General features: G+C 54.0%; 15 protein-coding genes. 5 read left to right on the top strand and 10 right to left on the bottom strand.

Going from position 1 to position 15,834, the window contains the following annotated elements; genetic code table 11:
- Positions 1-41 precede the first annotated feature (41 nt).
- Positions 42-2,747 carry a preprotein translocase subunit SecA gene (gene secA, locus Y71_RS22655; RefSeq protein ID WP_007373157.1) on the top strand — a complete coding sequence of 902 codons (2,706 nt, stop codon included), beginning with the start codon at positions 42-44 and terminating at the stop codon, positions 2,745-2,747.
- Between the two features lie 59 nt (positions 2,748-2,806).
- Positions 2,807-3,196 carry an 8-oxo-dGTP diphosphatase MutT gene (gene mutT / locus Y71_RS22650; protein WP_007373158.1) on the top strand — a complete coding sequence of 130 codons (390 nt, stop codon included), beginning with the start codon at positions 2,807-2,809 and terminating at the stop codon, positions 3,194-3,196.
- A 26-nt stretch (positions 3,197-3,222) separates the two neighbouring features.
- On the opposite strand, the gene yacG is transcribed toward mutT, so the two are convergent.
- From yacG to coaE, 3 genes are read right to left on the bottom strand one after another with little or no spacing between them, the layout of a single operon-like run.
- On the bottom strand, positions 3,223-3,414 hold the full coding sequence (gene yacG, locus Y71_RS22645) for a DNA gyrase inhibitor YacG (protein ID WP_007373159.1): 192 nt from the start codon (positions 3,412-3,414) through the stop codon (positions 3,223-3,225).
- A 9-nt stretch (positions 3,415-3,423) separates the two neighbouring features.
- The gene (zapD, locus tag Y71_RS22640; protein WP_007373160.1) at positions 3,424-4,167 is read right to left on the bottom strand and encodes a cell division protein ZapD; all 744 of its coding nucleotides are present in this window, start codon (positions 4,165-4,167) and stop codon (positions 3,424-3,426) included.
- Positions 4,167-4,787, bottom strand: coding sequence for a dephospho-CoA kinase (gene coaE / locus Y71_RS22635; protein ID WP_007373161.1), 621 nt, complete (start codon positions 4,785-4,787; stop codon positions 4,167-4,169). The genes zapD and coaE overlap by 1 nt, the downstream gene beginning before the upstream one ends.
- Before the next feature lie 323 nt (positions 4,788-5,110).
- Here coaE and Y71_RS22630 point away from each other — a divergent pair, with 323 nt between their 5' ends.
- Positions 5,111-6,154 carry a GMP reductase gene (locus Y71_RS22630; RefSeq protein WP_007373162.1) on the top strand — a complete coding sequence of 348 codons (1,044 nt, stop codon included), beginning with the start codon at positions 5,111-5,113 and terminating at the stop codon, positions 6,152-6,154.
- A gap of 36 nt (positions 6,155-6,190) precedes the next feature.
- Here Y71_RS22630 and hofC read toward each other — a convergent pair whose 3' ends face one another.
- The 4 genes from hofC to nadC all read right to left on the bottom strand — a co-directional run bounded on the left by hofC (position 6,191) and on the right by nadC (position 10,287).
- A complete protein-coding gene (gene hofC, locus Y71_RS22625; protein WP_007373163.1) occupies positions 6,191-7,393 on the bottom strand; it encodes a protein transport protein HofC in 1,203 nt (400 codons plus the stop codon).
- Entirely contained in the window at positions 7,383-8,771 is a 1,389-nt protein-coding gene (gspE, locus tag Y71_RS22620; protein ID WP_007373164.1) for a type II secretion system protein GspE, read from the bottom strand. The genes hofC and gspE overlap by 11 nt, the downstream gene beginning before the upstream one ends.
- 9 nt (positions 8,772-8,780) lie before the next feature.
- Positions 8,781-9,215: a prepilin peptidase-dependent pilin gene (ppdD, locus tag Y71_RS22615; protein WP_007373165.1), complete on the bottom strand. Its 435-nt coding sequence runs from the start codon at positions 9,213-9,215 to the stop codon at positions 8,781-8,783.
- Positions 9,216-9,393: 178 nt separating this feature from the next.
- Positions 9,394-10,287 (bottom strand): carboxylating nicotinate-nucleotide diphosphorylase, encoded by an 894-nt coding sequence (gene nadC, locus Y71_RS22610; protein ID WP_007373167.1) that lies wholly within the window; start codon positions 10,285-10,287, stop codon positions 9,394-9,396.
- A 129-nt stretch (positions 10,288-10,416) separates the two neighbouring features.
- On the opposite strand from nadC, the gene ampD reads away from it, so the two are divergent.
- Positions 10,417-10,980 (top strand): 1,6-anhydro-N-acetylmuramyl-L-alanine amidase AmpD, encoded by a 564-nt coding sequence (gene ampD, locus Y71_RS22605; protein ID WP_007373168.1) that lies wholly within the window; start codon positions 10,417-10,419, stop codon positions 10,978-10,980.
- Positions 10,977-11,831, top strand: coding sequence for a beta-lactamase regulator AmpE (gene ampE, locus Y71_RS22600; RefSeq protein ID WP_007373169.1), 855 nt, complete (start codon positions 10,977-10,979; stop codon positions 11,829-11,831). Before ampD ends, ampE begins: the two co-directional genes overlap by 4 nt.
- Before the next feature lie 14 nt (positions 11,832-11,845).
- On the opposite strand, the gene Y71_RS22595 is transcribed toward ampE, so the two are convergent.
- From Y71_RS22595 to aroP, 3 genes are all read right to left on the bottom strand, one after another.
- The gene (locus Y71_RS22595) at positions 11,846-12,796 is read right to left on the bottom strand and encodes a glycoside hydrolase family 43 protein (protein WP_007373170.1); all 951 of its coding nucleotides are present in this window, start codon (positions 12,794-12,796) and stop codon (positions 11,846-11,848) included.
- Entirely contained in the window at positions 12,796-14,202 is a 1,407-nt protein-coding gene (locus Y71_RS22590; RefSeq protein WP_007373171.1) for a glycoside-pentoside-hexuronide (GPH):cation symporter, read from the bottom strand. The genes Y71_RS22595 and Y71_RS22590 overlap by 1 nt, the downstream gene beginning before the upstream one ends.
- A gap of 170 nt (positions 14,203-14,372) precedes the next feature.
- Positions 14,373-15,746 carry an aromatic amino acid transporter AroP gene (aroP, locus tag Y71_RS22585; RefSeq protein ID WP_090398224.1) on the bottom strand — a complete coding sequence of 458 codons (1,374 nt, stop codon included), beginning with the start codon at positions 15,744-15,746 and terminating at the stop codon, positions 14,373-14,375.
- Positions 15,747-15,834 lie beyond the last annotated feature (88 nt).

Genomic DNA, 15,834 nt, shown 5'->3' with positions numbered 1-15,834 from the left:
ATTTTTTAGTTCCGCTGAGCGGAGCGTTTGAGATTTTTATTATGCTAATCAAATTATTAACGAAAGTATTCGGTAGCCGCAACGATCGTACATTGCGTCGCATGCGTAAAGTTGTCGCCCAGATCAATGCCATGGAACCGGCCATGGAGCAGCTCAGTGATGAAGAGCTGAAAGGTAAAACCGCGGAGTTTCGCGCCCGTCTGGAAAAAGGTGAGGCGGTAGATAATCTGTTGCCTGAAGCTTTTGCAGTGGTTCGCGAAGCGAGCAAACGCGTGTTTGGCATGCGCCACTTTGACGTACAGTTATTGGGCGGTATGGTACTGAACGATCGCTGCATCGCGGAGATGCGTACTGGTGAAGGTAAAACCCTGACTGCGACGCTGCCGGCTTACCTGAATGCCCTGAGCGGTAAAGGTGTTCACGTTGTGACGGTGAACGACTATCTGGCGCAGCGCGATGCCGAAAACAACCGTCCATTGTTTGAGTTCCTCGGCCTGACAGTCGGTATTAACCTGCCAGGTATGCCTGCTGTTGCCAAGCGTGAAGCTTACGCTGCCGATATTACCTACGGCACCAACAACGAATACGGCTTTGACTACCTGCGCGATAACATGGCGTTCAGCCCTGAAGAGCGCGTACAGCGTAAACTGCACTATGCGCTGGTGGATGAGGTTGACTCCATCCTCATCGATGAAGCGCGTACCCCGCTGATCATCTCTGGGCCTGCGGAAGACAGTTCTGAGCTCTACAAAAAAGTGAACAAAATCATTCCTTACCTGGTTCGCCAGGAGAAAGAGGATTCTGACACTTTCCAGGGCGAAGGCCACTTCTCGGTGGATGAGAAAGCGCGTCAGGTAACGTTGACCGAACGCGGCCTGGTGCTGATTGAAGAGCTGCTGGTAAAAGAAGGCATCATGGATGAGGGCGAGTCACTCTACTCCCCGGCCAATATTATGCTGATGCACCACGTCACCGCAGCGTTGCGTGCTCATGCACTGTTCACCCGCGATGTGGATTACATTGTTAAAGATGGCGAAGTGATCATCGTTGATGAACACACCGGTCGTACCATGCAGGGGCGTCGCTGGTCTGACGGTCTGCATCAGGCTGTTGAAGCCAAAGAAGGCGTGGAAATCCAGAATGAAAACCAGACGCTGGCTTCCATTACCTTCCAGAACTATTTCCGTTTGTATGAAAAACTGGCCGGTATGACCGGTACGGCAGATACCGAAGCATTTGAATTCAGCTCCATTTACAAACTGGATACGGTTGTTGTGCCGACAAACCGCCCAATGATCCGTAAAGATATGGCGGATCTGGTCTACATGACCGAAGCGGAAAAAATCCAGGCCATTATCGAAGATATTAAAGAGCGTACTGCCAAGGGGCAGCCGGTACTGGTGGGGACTATCTCCATTGAAAAATCAGAAGTTGTCTCTCAGGAACTGACCAAAGCAGGTATCAAGCACAACGTGCTGAACGCCAAATTCCACGCCAAAGAGGCGGATATCGTTGCTCAGGCGGGTTATCCTGGCACGGTAACCATTGCCACCAACATGGCGGGCCGTGGTACGGATATCATGCTGGGCGGTAGCTGGCAGGCAGAACTGGCTGAGATTGAAAATCCGACCGAAGAGCAAATCGCAAAAGTGAAAGCGGACTGGCAGGTACGCCATGATGCCGTACTGGCCTCAGGCGGCCTGCACATTATCGGTACTGAGCGTCACGAATCTCGTCGTATTGATAACCAGTTGCGTGGTCGTTCCGGTCGTCAGGGCGATGCCGGTTCTTCCCGTTTCTACCTCTCCATGGAAGATGCGCTGATGCGTATTTTCGCCTCCGATCGCGTTTCCGGCATGATGCGTAAGCTGGGAATGAAACCGGGCGAAGCGATTGAGCACCCGTGGGTTACGAAGGCGATTGCCAACGCGCAGCGCAAAGTGGAAAGCCGCAACTTCGATATTCGTAAGCAACTGCTGGAATATGATGATGTTGCCAACGATCAGCGCCGTGCTATTTATACCCAGCGTAACGAACTGCTGGATGTGTCTGATGTGAGCGAAACCATCAACAGCATTCGCGAGGACGTTTTCAAGGCTACTATCGACGCGCATATTCCGCCGCAGTCTCTGGAAGAGATGTGGGACATCCCGGGTCTGCAGGAACGCCTGAAAAACGATTTCGATCTCGATCTGCCGATTGCGGAATGGCTGGATAAAGAGCCGGATCTGCATGAAGAGACGCTGCGCGAGCGCATCCTGCAGAACGCCATTGAAACTTACCAGCGCAAAGAAGACGTGGTAGGGGCGGAAATGATGCGTCACTTTGAAAAAGGCGTGATGTTGCAGACGCTGGATTCCCTGTGGAAAGAGCATCTGGCGGCCATGGATTACCTGCGTCAGGGTATCCATCTGCGTGGCTACGCGCAAAAAGATCCGAAGCAGGAGTACAAACGCGAATCCTTCGCCATGTTTGCAGCGATGCTGGAGTCGCTGAAATATGAAGTGATCAGCACGCTGAGCAAGGTGCAGGTACGTATGCCGGAAGAGGTAGAAGCGATGGAGCAGCAGCGTCGCCAGGAGGCTGAGCGTCTGGCGCAAATGCAACAGCTGAGCCATCAGGATGATGAATCCGCAGCGGCCGCAGAACTTGCTGCGCAGACGGGCGAGCGTAAAGTGGGTCGTAACGATCCATGCCCTTGCGGTTCGGGTAAAAAATACAAACAGTGCCACGGCCGTTTAGCATAACCTTTTGATAAAAATGTAAAAGGCGCAGATATCTGCGCCTTTTTTATGGAGCCTGCCTAATGAAAATACTCAACATCGCAGTTGGGATCATTCGCAACCCGCAAGGAGAAATCTTTATTACGCGCCGTGCTGCGGATGCACACATGGCGAATAAACTGGAGTTTCCGGGCGGTAAAATAGAAGAGGGCGAAACGCCGGAACAGGCGATGAGCCGTGAATTACAGGAAGAAGTCGGTATTACACCGCTGAGTGCAACACTCTTTGACAAGCTGGAGTATCAGTTTCCCGATCGCCATATCACGCTGTGGTTCTGGCTGGTTGAGAGCTGGGAAGGGGAGCCATGGGGGAAAGAGGGGCAGCCGGGAGAATGGATAGCACAACAGATGCTGAAAGCGGAAGATTTCCCGCCGGCCAATGAACCCATTATTACCCGGCTGGCGCAGCGTTAAGCGGTGCGCCAGCGGCAAAAACATTACTATTGCTCTTCGCTCCATTCATCGCTGTCTGACAGGTCGCCAGCGCTGGGAATGCGTTTTTCTTCCGCTGCCCATTCTCCCAGATCGATGAGCTGGCAGCGTTTGCAACAGAAGGGGCGAAACGGGCTGATTTCGCCCCAGACAACAGATTTCCCGCAGGTGGGGCAGTTAACAATGGTTGTTTCAGTCATATTGGTTCCTTAACAACAGGCCAGTTCAAAATCCAGCCGTTCCGGCACGATACCGTTTTCGCTGTCGAGGGGTAAAAAGCGGATAGCAAAACGGCTCTTATGCCCGGAAATTTGTGGGTACAGCCGGTCTCGCAGCGTCAGTTTCAGACGCAGTAAATCGGCATCCTCGGCATTATCCTGGTAGAAACCATTCAGGCTGGTCTGATGGCGGAACGGCGCGGCATTGCGGATCAGATCGAGGATCAATTTAAGCGTTGCTTTGAGCGGATCGAGGCTTTCCAGCCAGACCGCGACCTGCGCATCACGTTGCTCCTGCGGCAAATGCAGCCACATGTGCAGCGTGGGCAGATCAAAGCTGCAACACCCACCGGGGATACTCAGACGCTGGCGCACCAGCGCAATTAATCGGTCTTCACGTAAAAGCTGGCCAATGCGTGGCGCAGCCATCAGGATATTGCCGCTCTCTTTCAGTTGCTGGCGCAGGGATTCGATACGGTTGAGATCCACTCCCTCCACTTCGCTCCAGGCACGCAATTTTCGCTGCTGACGTTCCAGCTCTTTCAGTAATTCCGTACGCGTATCGCCGCGTTCGAACACATCCAGTAAATCACCAACGTTACGGAAAAAATGCAGCGCATCAGCATGGTCGCTCAGCGGTAAACGGACGATGAGTTGCTGAAGCAGAAATTCGACACGCAGCCAGGTGCGCATCTTCTCGTTAAGCGGGTGTTCAAAAAGGATGTGGGTGTGCATTACGGTTTTTCCTGTGATACGGCCTGCGAAGCATATTCCAGATACGCTGAGTGCAGGCGGGCAACATCCGATGCTATCGCACCTGGTGCGCCATTATTGTCAATAACATCATCAGCGACGGCAAGTCGCGCTTCGCGTGTGGCCTGAGCAGCAAGAATATGTTCTGCATGTTCGCGGCTAACACCATCACGCTGCGTGGTGCGTGCAATTTGAGTCTCAACCGGGACATCCACCACCAAAACCCGATCGGCTTTATGATATAGCTGGTTTTCCACCAGCAGGGGAACAACCCACAGTACATAAGGCGACGTTGCCTGCGCAATCTCACGCTGGGTCTGCTGATGAATTAACGGATGGAGCAGCCTATTGAGCCACTCTTTATCAGCCGGAGAAGCAAAAATACGTTCACGTAATGCCCGACGGTTTAGCGAGCCGTCGGAGAGGAGCATTTCTGCCCCAAAACGTGCTGTAATAGCGCTTAATGCTTGCGAACCCGGTTCCACGACCTGACGCGCAATAATATCCGCATCGACAACGTTAACCCCAAGCTGTGCGAAAGCATCCGCTACAGTGCTTTTCCCACTGCCGATGCCGCCGGTTAACGCGACCGTATACCCCATAATACCTCATCCCAAAATGGGTCTGCCTGAAATCACAATCCACGTTCTCTTTCGCTCTATTCATGGCGCTTTTTTATCACATGCAAAAGGGAAGAAAAACGTAAAAGATTGAATATATTTCATAATATAATCAACGTGTTGTGAGTTAATCAAGCGACAATAAAATCGATTAACCTAAACTTGCCGATTCACCAGGTAAATTTATAGGATTGTAGCGTAAAAAAAGAGAAATTCGCAGTCTTGCACTGCCCTTATTAGCGCGTATGATAGCGTCACTGGAGTTGTGAGTTTGTATTTTCGCCATTAACCCCAGGAATCCGCACATGCGTATCGAAGAAGATCTGAAGTTAGGTTTCAAAGACGTTCTTATCCGCCCTAAACGTTCTACCCTTAAAAGCCGTTCCGATGTTGAGCTGGAGCGCGAGTTTACCTTCAAGCATTCAGGAATTAACTGGTCCGGCGTACCCATTATTGCCGCGAATATGGACACGGTTGGCACTTTTATGATGGCAAAAGCGCTGGCCTCATTCGACATTCTCACTGCCGTGCATAAACACTATTCCGTTGAAGACTGGAAAGGTTTCATTGAGCGCGAATCTGCGGATGTGTTGCGCCATGTAATGGTTTCTACTGGAACATCTGACGCCGATTTTGATAAAACAAAACAGATCCTTGCGCTGCATCCCGCGCTGAATTTTGTCTGCATTGATGTGGCGAATGGCTATTCCGAGCATTTTGTACAGTTTGTTGCGAAAGCGCGTGAAGCCTGGCCGAATAAAACCATCTGTGCCGGTAACGTTGTGACGGGTGAAATGTGTGAAGAGCTGATCCTCTCCGGCGCCGATATCGTTAAAGTGGGTATTGGACCGGGTTCTGTCTGTACCACGCGCGTGAAAACCGGCGTTGGCTATCCGCAGCTTTCTGCGGTTATCGAATGTGCTGATGCTGCGCATGGTCTGGGTGGCCAGATTGTCAGCGATGGCGGTTGCACCGTTCCGGGCGACGTAGCGAAAGCATTTGGCGGCGGCGCAGATTTCGTGATGCTGGGCGGTATGCTGGCAGGCCATGAAGAGAGCGGCGGCACCGTGGTTGAAGAGAACGGTGAAAAATTCATGCTGTTCTATGGTATGAGCTCTGAATCTGCAATGAATCGCCACGTTGGCGGCGTTGCCGGTTACCGTGCTGCAGAAGGTAAAACCGTCAAGCTGACTCTGCGTGGCCCGGTAGAAAATACTGCGCGCGACATTTTGGGCGGTCTGCGCTCAGCCTGCACCTACGTTGGCGCATCTCGTCTGAAAGAGCTGACCAAACGCACGACCTTCATTCGCGTTCAGGAACAGGAAAACCGCGTTTTTAACAGCTTGTGATCGCTAAACAGGCGCAGCGTTATGCCGCGCCTGTGCTCACCCTGCGCCGCTCATCGCATCCCCCAGATGGAAGATGGGCAGGTACATAGCCACAACCAGCACCCCGATAATCAATCCTGTTGCCACCAGCAACAACGGCTCAAGCACGGCTGCCAGACCATCCGCCTGACGCTGAGTTTGTTCGCTGTGATGCTGCGCCAGGTTGTACAGCATCGTATCCAGCGCGCCCGAAACCTCGCCCGTGCGAATCAACTGAATACAAAGTGTCGGGAATTCACCGCTTTCTTTCAGGGCGGCGGATATCGACATACCCTGAGTTATCTCCTGATGCGCACGTTGCAGGATATCGCGCCAGTAAGGGCAGGTAAGCGTCTCTTTGACACTTTCGAGGCCCTGCAAGAAGGCGATACCCGCACGCTGCGTCAGTGACAGGACGGTAAATATCTGGCTGAGCCGCTGCCCGCGTATCAATTGGCCCATCACCGGAGTGGCCAGCAGCAGCCGCTGTCGGTAACGAAGCCAACCGGGGTGATGACGTAGCGATCTCATGACGCCCAGTATCAACGCTATAAATACTATCAACGGCAGGGCGCAGCGTTGCATAACGTCAGCGGTGGCAATGACCCCCCGCGTGAGCACCGGAAGCGGTGTGTTAAATGTCTGGTAGATGGCAGAGAACTCGGGTAATACCAGATATATCATTGCCAGCACCACTGCTGCCGTCAGGGAGAGGATGATCAGCGGATAGCGAAGCGCTTTTTTCACTTTCAACGCCAGCTCCCTTTGCGCTTGCTGCTGGCTGACGAGCTTGAAGCAGCACTCATCCAGTTTGCCGGTTAACTCGCCGGTGCGAATCATCGCCAGCCAGAGCGGAGGAAACACATCAGGCCACTGGCGTAGCGCAGCCGAAAATGTTTCTCCCTGCTCCAGCGTTTGGGCAAGCTGGCGCAACAGCGCCTGCCACTGTCTGGCGGGGTGTTGCTCCGCCAGCAGTTGTAACCCTTCCGGCAATGTCAGCCCGGCCTGCAGAAGAGTAGCAAGTTGCTGCAAAACAGAGCATCCATGCTCCGCTTGCCAGAGCGCGCGACGTACCGGACAGCGCTTCAACGTCAGCAGATGTATTTGCCGCTGATGTAACAGTAACACCACGCCGTCGCGATTTTCGTTCCAGTGCGTACCGCTTTGCAGGGCACCGCTGTCATCAAGACCGGACCACAGCCAAAGATGTTTACTCGCCATCTGGAAAACCCAGAATGCGTACCAGTTCGTCAAAGGTGGTCAACCCTTGTTCCACGGCCTGGCAGCCATGCTCAAATAGCGTGGTCATGCCACTCTGCCGCGCCAGTAGCCCAATCTCTTCCGCGCCCATATTGCCAGCGATGGCCTGACGTATTTCCGGTGTGATGGCGAGGACTTCAAACAGTGCCAGTCGTCCGTAAAAACCGTGATAGCACTGTTCACAGCCTTCGGCCCGCCAGCGCGGTAACGGACGTGGCCACAACGTACCGGGAAGATGGATATTCTCCACGGCAAGTTTTCGACAGTGCGGGCAGAGTTTACGCACCAGGCGTTGCGCTACCACCAGCGACAGTGCTGAGGAGATCATCCAGCGGGCAACGCCCATTTGTTGAATGCGTACCAGCGTTTCGCTGGTGGAGTTGGTGTGCAGCGTCGACAGTACCAGATGCCCGGTCTGGGAGGCTTTTATCGCGATTTCGGCGGTTTCGCCATCGCGAATTTCGCCAATCATGATGATGTCCGGATCCTGGCGTAACAGGGCGCGCAATACGCTTTGAAAAGTCAGCCCGCTGCGCGGATTGATTTGTGTCTGCGTTAGCCCGGCGAGTGGGATCTCGACAGGATCTTCCACACTGGCAATGTTAACTTCCGGTTTATTTCGCGCCTGCAATGCGCTGTAAAGCGTGACGGTTTTACCGCTGCCTGTTGGGCCGGTAACCAGCAGCAACCCTTGCGGCTGCGCAAGGGCGGCGGCAAACAGCTCCCGTTGTTGAGAGGTCATTCCCAGCGCTTCCAGTTCCAGCGGTTGGTTGACCTGATGCAGCAGGCGCAGGACCACTTTCTCTCCGTGACGACAGGGCAGAGTGGCGATGCGAAATGAGATCGATTGACCGCAAAGTTCCTGATTGAACTGACCATCTTGTGGTAAACGGTGCTCGGCGATGTCGAGATTACCGAGTACTTTTAGCCTTGCGGTCAATGTGCTGGCGAGCGTGCCAGGCAGAGGTGAAAGCGGATGCAATACGCCATCGACGCGCAGGCGAATGGCATAGTGCGTTTCACCAGGCTCAAAATGGATATCTGAAGCGCGTAGCATCAGCGCTTGTTGAAGCGTATGTTCCACGATCTCCATCGCGGCGGTACTGCTCTCTTCCTGTACCACCGGCACCACGGTTTGCGCTGTCATCTGTAAATGTTTATCCATTTGCTCTGGTGTCCAGCAGCGAATATCGACCCGCTTCTGGGCGGCAAAAGTGAGTGATTCCATTAATTCGGTACTGGGTGTTTCAACCACCGCAATCGTTAAGAGATCGTTTTCGCTTTTGAGCACCACCGCATTATGGCGCTGGCATAGCGCAATGAGTTTATCGGGTTGCATTGCCGCTCCTTACTTGCCGGTCCGGAAAACATCTTCACAAGCCTGCTGGAGCGAGCTGTCTGCCTGAATGTTGCAACTGCGCGCCCAACCCTGCATTCCTTCAGCGTTGCTCCATTGCGGCGTCATCACCACGCTCAGCCCATTCAGGCTCTCTTGCCCGGTTAGCGAGACCACGCCTTTTGTTACGCTCATCGCCGAAACATAGCGGGTAGTGGTGGGGGCGGGTATGCCGTTGCTGCTGGCATCGCAGTTATCCACGCCGCCACGATCCAGCGCGCAAAGTTCAACGGCCGTACGGTACGGAATAAACGTTTGCAGCATGTCGGTGAGGGCAGCTTTGCGCAGGTAGTTTTGGTAGGCGGGAATGCCGATGGCGCTCAGGATCGCAATGATGCCAATCACCACCATCAGTTCGATTAAAGTAAATCCTTGTTGTCGTTTCATTAAACAGCTCCTTATGCAGAGCCGTTACTGTGTCAGCGGATGAATCGGTGGACGAGGGGTAAAAATGATTTTGTGATAATGGCTTCCGGCACTTTTATCGCTTTTGCAAAGTGTCGCATTTTTCGTGGAAGGGAGTTCGCAAAAACGGGCCACTGGCCCGTTTCTTTGAAGCGTCGATTCAGCGAAAACGCATCGACAAATCGAGGGCGCGCACATGCTTGGTCAGTGCGCCAACGGAGATATAATCGACGCCGGTTTCGGCGAATTCACGCAGCGTTTCGTTCGTCACATTGCCGGAAACTTCCAGCCGCGCCTGGCCATTTGTGCGTTTAACCGCTTCGCGCATCTGGTCGGTTTCGAAGTTATCCAGCATGATGATGTCAGCGCCTGCTTTCAGCGCGTCGTCCAGTTCTTCCAGCGTTTCAACTTCCACTTCCACCGGAACATCCCGGTGCAGCCAGAACGCTTTTTCTACTGCCTGGCGAACGGAGCCAGCAGCGATGATATGGTTCTCTTTGATCAGAAAAGCATCAGAAAGGCCCAGGCGATGGTTGGCGCCGCCGCCGCACAGCACCGCATATTTCAGTGCGGTGCGCAGGCCCGGCAGCGTTTTACGCGTATCAAGAAGCTGGGTTTTGGTGCCGCTGAGCAAATCCACATAGCGCCGTACTTCGCTGGCTACGCCGGACAACGTTTGCACAAAGTTCAACGCCGTGCGCTCGCCGGTCAGCAGTACGCGGGAAGGGCCTTCCAGTTCAAACAGAGGTTGATTGGCGCGGATCGTGTCGCCATCTGCAACGTGCCAGGTCAGCGTCACGTCGTCGCCAGCCAACTGGATAAAAACCTCTTCAACCCAGCGTTTACCGCAAAATACGCCGTCTTCGCGGGTAATAACCACCGCATGAGAGCGGTTCTCTGGCGGTAATAATTGCGCGGTAATGTCGTTGTTAGCGTCAACTTCTCCGCCCAAATCTTCACGCAGCGCCTGGGCGACTGCGGCGGGGATATCCAGTTCGATGCGTTTTTGCAGCGCGTCACGTCGAAGATCGGGGTTATAGCGGCGAGGCGGCATGATAAACTCCAAAAAGGGTAACGAATCACAAAGTTAGGCGATGTCCTGTCCGGGAGACCATTACAGGGCACCGCCCGGACATGCTACTCTGAAGCGTGTTTTAGCACCATCCTCTTAAAGGAGTTCCTTATGCCGTTACGCAAGGGCTGGCTGGTAGAAGCGCGGCACGTGCCGTCTCCCCATTTTGATTGCCGCCCGGACGATGAGCAGCCTTCACTGCTGGTGGTACATAATATTAGCCTGCCGCCCGGCAAATTTGGCGGCCCGTGGATAGATGCGTTGTTCACCGGTACGCTCGATCCCGATGCCGATCCCTTTTTCGCCGAAATTGTTCATCTGCGTGTTTCCGCGCACTGCCTGATCCGCCGTGATGGCGAGGTTGTGCAATATGTGCCTTTCGATAAACGCGCCTGGCATGCAGGCGTATCCTCTTATCACGGCCGGGAACGCTGCAATGATTTCTCGATTGGGATTGAGCTTGAAGGCACCGATAATCTGCCGTATACCGACGCGCAGTATCAGCAACTGGCGGCGGTGACGCGAACGCTCATTGAGCTTTATCCGTCGATTGCCAACAATATGACCGGCCACAGCGATATTGCGCCGCAACGGAAGACCGATCCCGGGCCGGCTTTCGACTGGGCCAGATTCCGTGCGCTGGTCGCCGGCTCGTCAGAAAAGGAGATGCCATGACGTTATTCACCATGCTGCTGGTGCTGGCAGCAGAACGGCTGTTTAAACTGGGAGAGCACTGGCAACTGGATCACCGGCTGGAAGTGCTGTTCCGGCGGGTTAAGCGTTACTCCATGTTCCGTACGCTGTTGATGACAGTGCTGGCGATGCTGGTGACTTTTCTGATCCTGCGCGCGTTGCAGGGGCTGTTTTTCAACGTACCGTTGCTGGTGGTCTGGATCCTGATTGGTGTGTTATGCATTGGTGCGGGTAAGGTGCGTCTGCATTACCACGCTTACCTGAAGGCGGCGGCACGTAATGACAGTCATGCCCATAACGCGATGGCGAATGAGTTAACGCTGATACACGGTGTACCGCCGGGATGCAGTGAGCGTGAGTTTTTACGCGAACTGCAAAACGCGCTGGTCTGGATCAACTTCCGCTTTTATCTGGCGCCGCTGTTCTGGTTTATTGTCGGCGCATACTGGGGGCCGGTGCTGCTGGCAGGTTATGCGTTCTTGCGTGCCTGGCAGTCGTGGCTGGCGCGTTACCAGACGCCTAACGAACGTCAGCAGTCAGGCATCGATGCCATTTTACATGTGCTGGACTGGGTGCCCGTCAGGCTGGCTGGCGTGGTGTACGCACTGGTTGGGCACGGCGAAAAGGCGCTGCCCGCCTGGTTTGCTTCTCTTGGCGACGGCCATACATCGCAATACCAGGTGCTGACGCGCCTCGCGCAGTTCTCACTGGCGCGCGAGCCGCATCTGGACAAAGTCGAAACGCCGAAAGCCGCGGTGTCGATGGCGAAGAAAACCTCGCTGGTGCTGGTCGTTGTGGTCGCATTGTTGACGATTTACGGCACGCTGATCTGATTGCGTGCCGCAGTTTACTGATTATCCGCAGCCGGGATGCCGAAATCAGGCATCCCGTTTTCTTGCCAGCGAATCTTTTTCAGACGGGTATGGCGATTGGGATCGTAGAGCGGGTCGCCCTCAATTTCGGTGTAGTTCCGTGCGTGATACACCAGCACATCTTCCCCTTCCGGCGTTTGCGTAAAGCTGTTGTGACCAGGGCCATACTGACGGTTTTCGTGCCTGGTTTTGAACACCGGCTGCGGTGATTTGTGCCAGTTCTCCGCGAGCTGCGGGTTAGCGGTAATATCAATCCACAGCAGCCCCATACAGTAGTTCTCATCGGTGGCGCTGGCCGAGTAACTGATAAATAGCTTGTCGTCGTGAAACAGGACGGCCGGGCCTTCATTCACCAGAAAACCCCGGCACTCCCAGTCGAATTCCGGCTTACTCAACATCACCGGTTCGCCTTTGAGCGTCCATGGATTTTCCATTTCCGCCAGATAGAGGTTGGAGTTTCCCGCGATGTGCGGCGCTTTTTGCGCCCACAGATACCAGCGTTTGCCCTGGTGGACAAAGGTTGTGGCGTCGAGGGCGAAAGTATCAAACGGGGTTTTCACCTGGCCTTTCTCCAGCCATTTTCCGCTGAGCGGATCGGCATCTGCGCACTCCAGCACAAACATGCGATGCTGGAACATATTCAACTCATCCAGCGCTTTCGTCCAGGTTGCGGCAAAATAGAGATACCATTTACCGTCAATATGATGCAGTTCCGGCGCCCAGATTAGCTCGCTCATCGGTCCGCTTTGCGGCTTGCGCCACACGACCACGCCTTCGGCATGACGCAACCCCTCCAGCGTGGCAGCGCGCCGGATCTCCAGCCGGTCATACTCCGGCACGGAGGCGACAAAATAGTAGACATTCTCATGGTGCAGAATAAAGGGATCCGCGCGTTGTTCGATAAACGGATTCGGCCACTCTTTCATTATGCGTTCCTTACGTTGTCGCCTGCCGGTACGTGCTGACGATCGGTCAGCGCATGGTAGTTGATGCGACGTTTTTCCAGATCCGCCTGGATCTGTTTCATCAATTCGCGGTCGACTTTCAGCAAGCGAACCACGCCGGCGGTAATCAGGTAACCGACGCCCGGGATCACGGTAAACAACAGCATGATGCCGTTGATGGCGCTGGCGCTCTGCTGTTTGGCTCCGGCGTCGTAACCGTACCAGGAGAGCAGAAAACCGACCATCGCCCCGGCGATCGCCAGCCCTACTTTCAGGAAAAACAGGTTGCCGGAAAAGCTGATGCCAGTAATGCGTTTACCGGTTTTCCACTCGCCATAATCGTCGACATCCGCCATCAGCGACCAGTGCAGCGGGGAAGGGATCTGATGCAGGATATTGAGCAGGAAGTAGAGCACCACGATCAGCGTAGTGGCATGGGGATCAAAGAAGTAGAAGGCGCAGGAGAAGAACGCCAGCACGATATTGGTCCAGAAGAAGACTTTCAGCTTGCACCAGCGATCGGTGAGCACCTTCGCCATCATGCTGCCGAGCATCATACCCACGACACCGAGACTAATAAACAGCGTGGCGAAGTGGGTACTTTCCCCCATAACCCAGGTCACGTAATACATGGTAGCCGCCATGCGGATAAAGCCAGGGCAGACGTTACACAGCGTCAGCAGCAGAATGCGCACCCACTGGTCGTTTTTCCACACATCTTTTAAATCATTTTTCAGATCGTCATTGGTCGGTATCGCCGGGCGAATACGTTCGCGCACGGTAGCGAAGCAGAACAAAAACATGCACATACCGATAAATGCCAGCACTGCCATCGCCATCTGGTAGCCTTTAGCTTTATCCGCGCCGCCAAACCATTCCGCCATCGGCAGCAGCGTTAACGACAGAAGCAGCGTGGCAATGCCGACCATCACAAAGCGGTACGACTGGCAGGCAACGCGCTCTTTCGGATCATTGGTAATAACGCCGCCCAGCGAGCAGTAGGGGATATTAATGGCAGTATAGGTGAGCGACAGCAGGAAGTAGGTGACGAAGGCATAAATAACTTTGCTGCTGTAGGCCCAGTCCGGCGTGGTAAACATCAATACGCTGAATACAGCATAGGGAACCGCAATCCACAGTAACCACGGGCGGAAGCGTCCGTATTTACTTTGCGTACGGTCAGCGATTGCGCCCATCAGCGGGTCGGTAACCGCATCAATCACACGAATCGACAGCAGCAATACGCCGACCAGCGCCGGAGCGAGGCCGAAGATATCCGTATAGAAATAGTTAACAAACAGCATGATTGCGCCAAAGATGATGTTACATCCGGCGTCTCCCATGCCATAGCCGATCTTTTCTTTAACAGACAGCCTGTTGTTGTCCATTGCCGCTTCTCCCATTGATATATGGTATGAATTATTTGCCTGCAAATTTTCGTTTGCGTAGCAGAATCAGCGCGGGGAGATGGACAAAATAGCTATGTAAAAGAAAGTGTGAGGGAGGTAACGTTGCGGTAACCCCCTCTCCCGCGTGGGGAAAGGGGGCAAGACAGGAATTAACTGACTTTTACGGTTTTTGCACTTTTCTGTTTGAACAGATAGCCGACACCCAGCACGGCAATCCATACCGGGATCAGATAGACCGAAATCCCCATGCCTGGCGTCATCAGCATGATCACCAGCACAGCGGCCATAAACAGCAGGCAGATCCAGTTGCCCAGCGGGTAGAACAGCGCAGGGAAGCGTGGTGTTACGCCCTGCAACTGTTTCGCGCGACGGAAACGCATATGCGCGAGGCTGATCATCGCCCAGTTGATCACCAGCGCGGAAACCACCAGCGCCATCAGCAGACCGAACGCTGATTCCGGTGCGAAGTAGTTGATCAGCACGCACAGCGCGGTGAAGAGCGCGGAAGTCAGGATGGTGTTCACCGGTACGCCGCGTTTATCCACTTTTTGCAGCATTTTCGGCGCGTTACCCTGCTTCGCCAGGCCAAACAGCATACGGCTGTTGCAGTAGACGCAGCTGTTATAAACAGAGAGGGCAGCCGTCAGTACCACAATGTTCAGCGCGTTGGCGACGAAAGTGTCACCGAGTTCGTGGAAAATCAGCACAAACGGGCTGGTATCTGCCGTTACGCGGGTCCACGGCATCAGCGAGAGCAGCACCGCCAGTGAGCCAACATAGAAAATCAGGATACGGTAGATAACCTGGTTGGTCGCTTTTGGAATGCTCTGTTCCGGGTTATCGGCTTCTGCGGCGGTGATCCCCACCAGCTCAAGACCGCCAAACGAGAACATAATGATCGCCATCATCATCACCAGCCCACCGATACCGTGCGGCAGGAAGCCACCCTGTTCCCACAGGTTACGTACGGTCGCCTGCGGGCCAGCGCTACCGCTGAACAGCAACCAGCCGCCGAAGATGATCATGGCGACAACCGCGAACACCTTAATAATGGCAAACCAGAACTCCATCTCACCAAACACTTTCACGTTGGTCAGGTTGATGGCGTTAATGATGACAAAGAAGGCTGCAGCAGAGACCCAGGTCGGGATTTCTGGCCACCAGAACTGAATATACTTCCCGACCGCAGTCAGTTCCGCCATCGCCACCAGCACATACAGTACCCAGTAGTTCCAGCCAGACGCAAAACCGGCAAAGCCACCCCAATATTTGTAAGCAAAGTGGCTAAATGAACCGGCTACCGGCTCTTCCACGACCATTTCGCCTAACTGACGCATGATCAGAAAGGCGATAAAACCTGCAATGGCGTAGCCCAGAATAATACCGGGGCCGGCGGATTGAATGACTGATGCGCTGCCCAGAAAAAGGCCAGTCCCAATAGCGCCACCCAGCGCAATAAGCTGAATATGGCGGTTCTTAAGGCCGCGCTTTAGCTGATCGCCGTGCTGTTGACCTTCCATCATGAAACCTCGTGTGTGGTTATTATGTTTACGCTGTCGTTTGCGTGTAAGAAATAAATTCCATTTTTTGTATTTTATTATTTACGAATTG

This window comes from Kosakonia radicincitans DSM 16656 (assembly GCF_000280495.2).
GTDB lineage: Bacteria > Pseudomonadota > Gammaproteobacteria > Enterobacterales > Enterobacteriaceae > Kosakonia > Kosakonia radicincitans.
The sequence above is the reverse complement of the archived record's forward strand: the minus strand, read 5'-3'. Positions and strand labels throughout refer to the sequence as shown.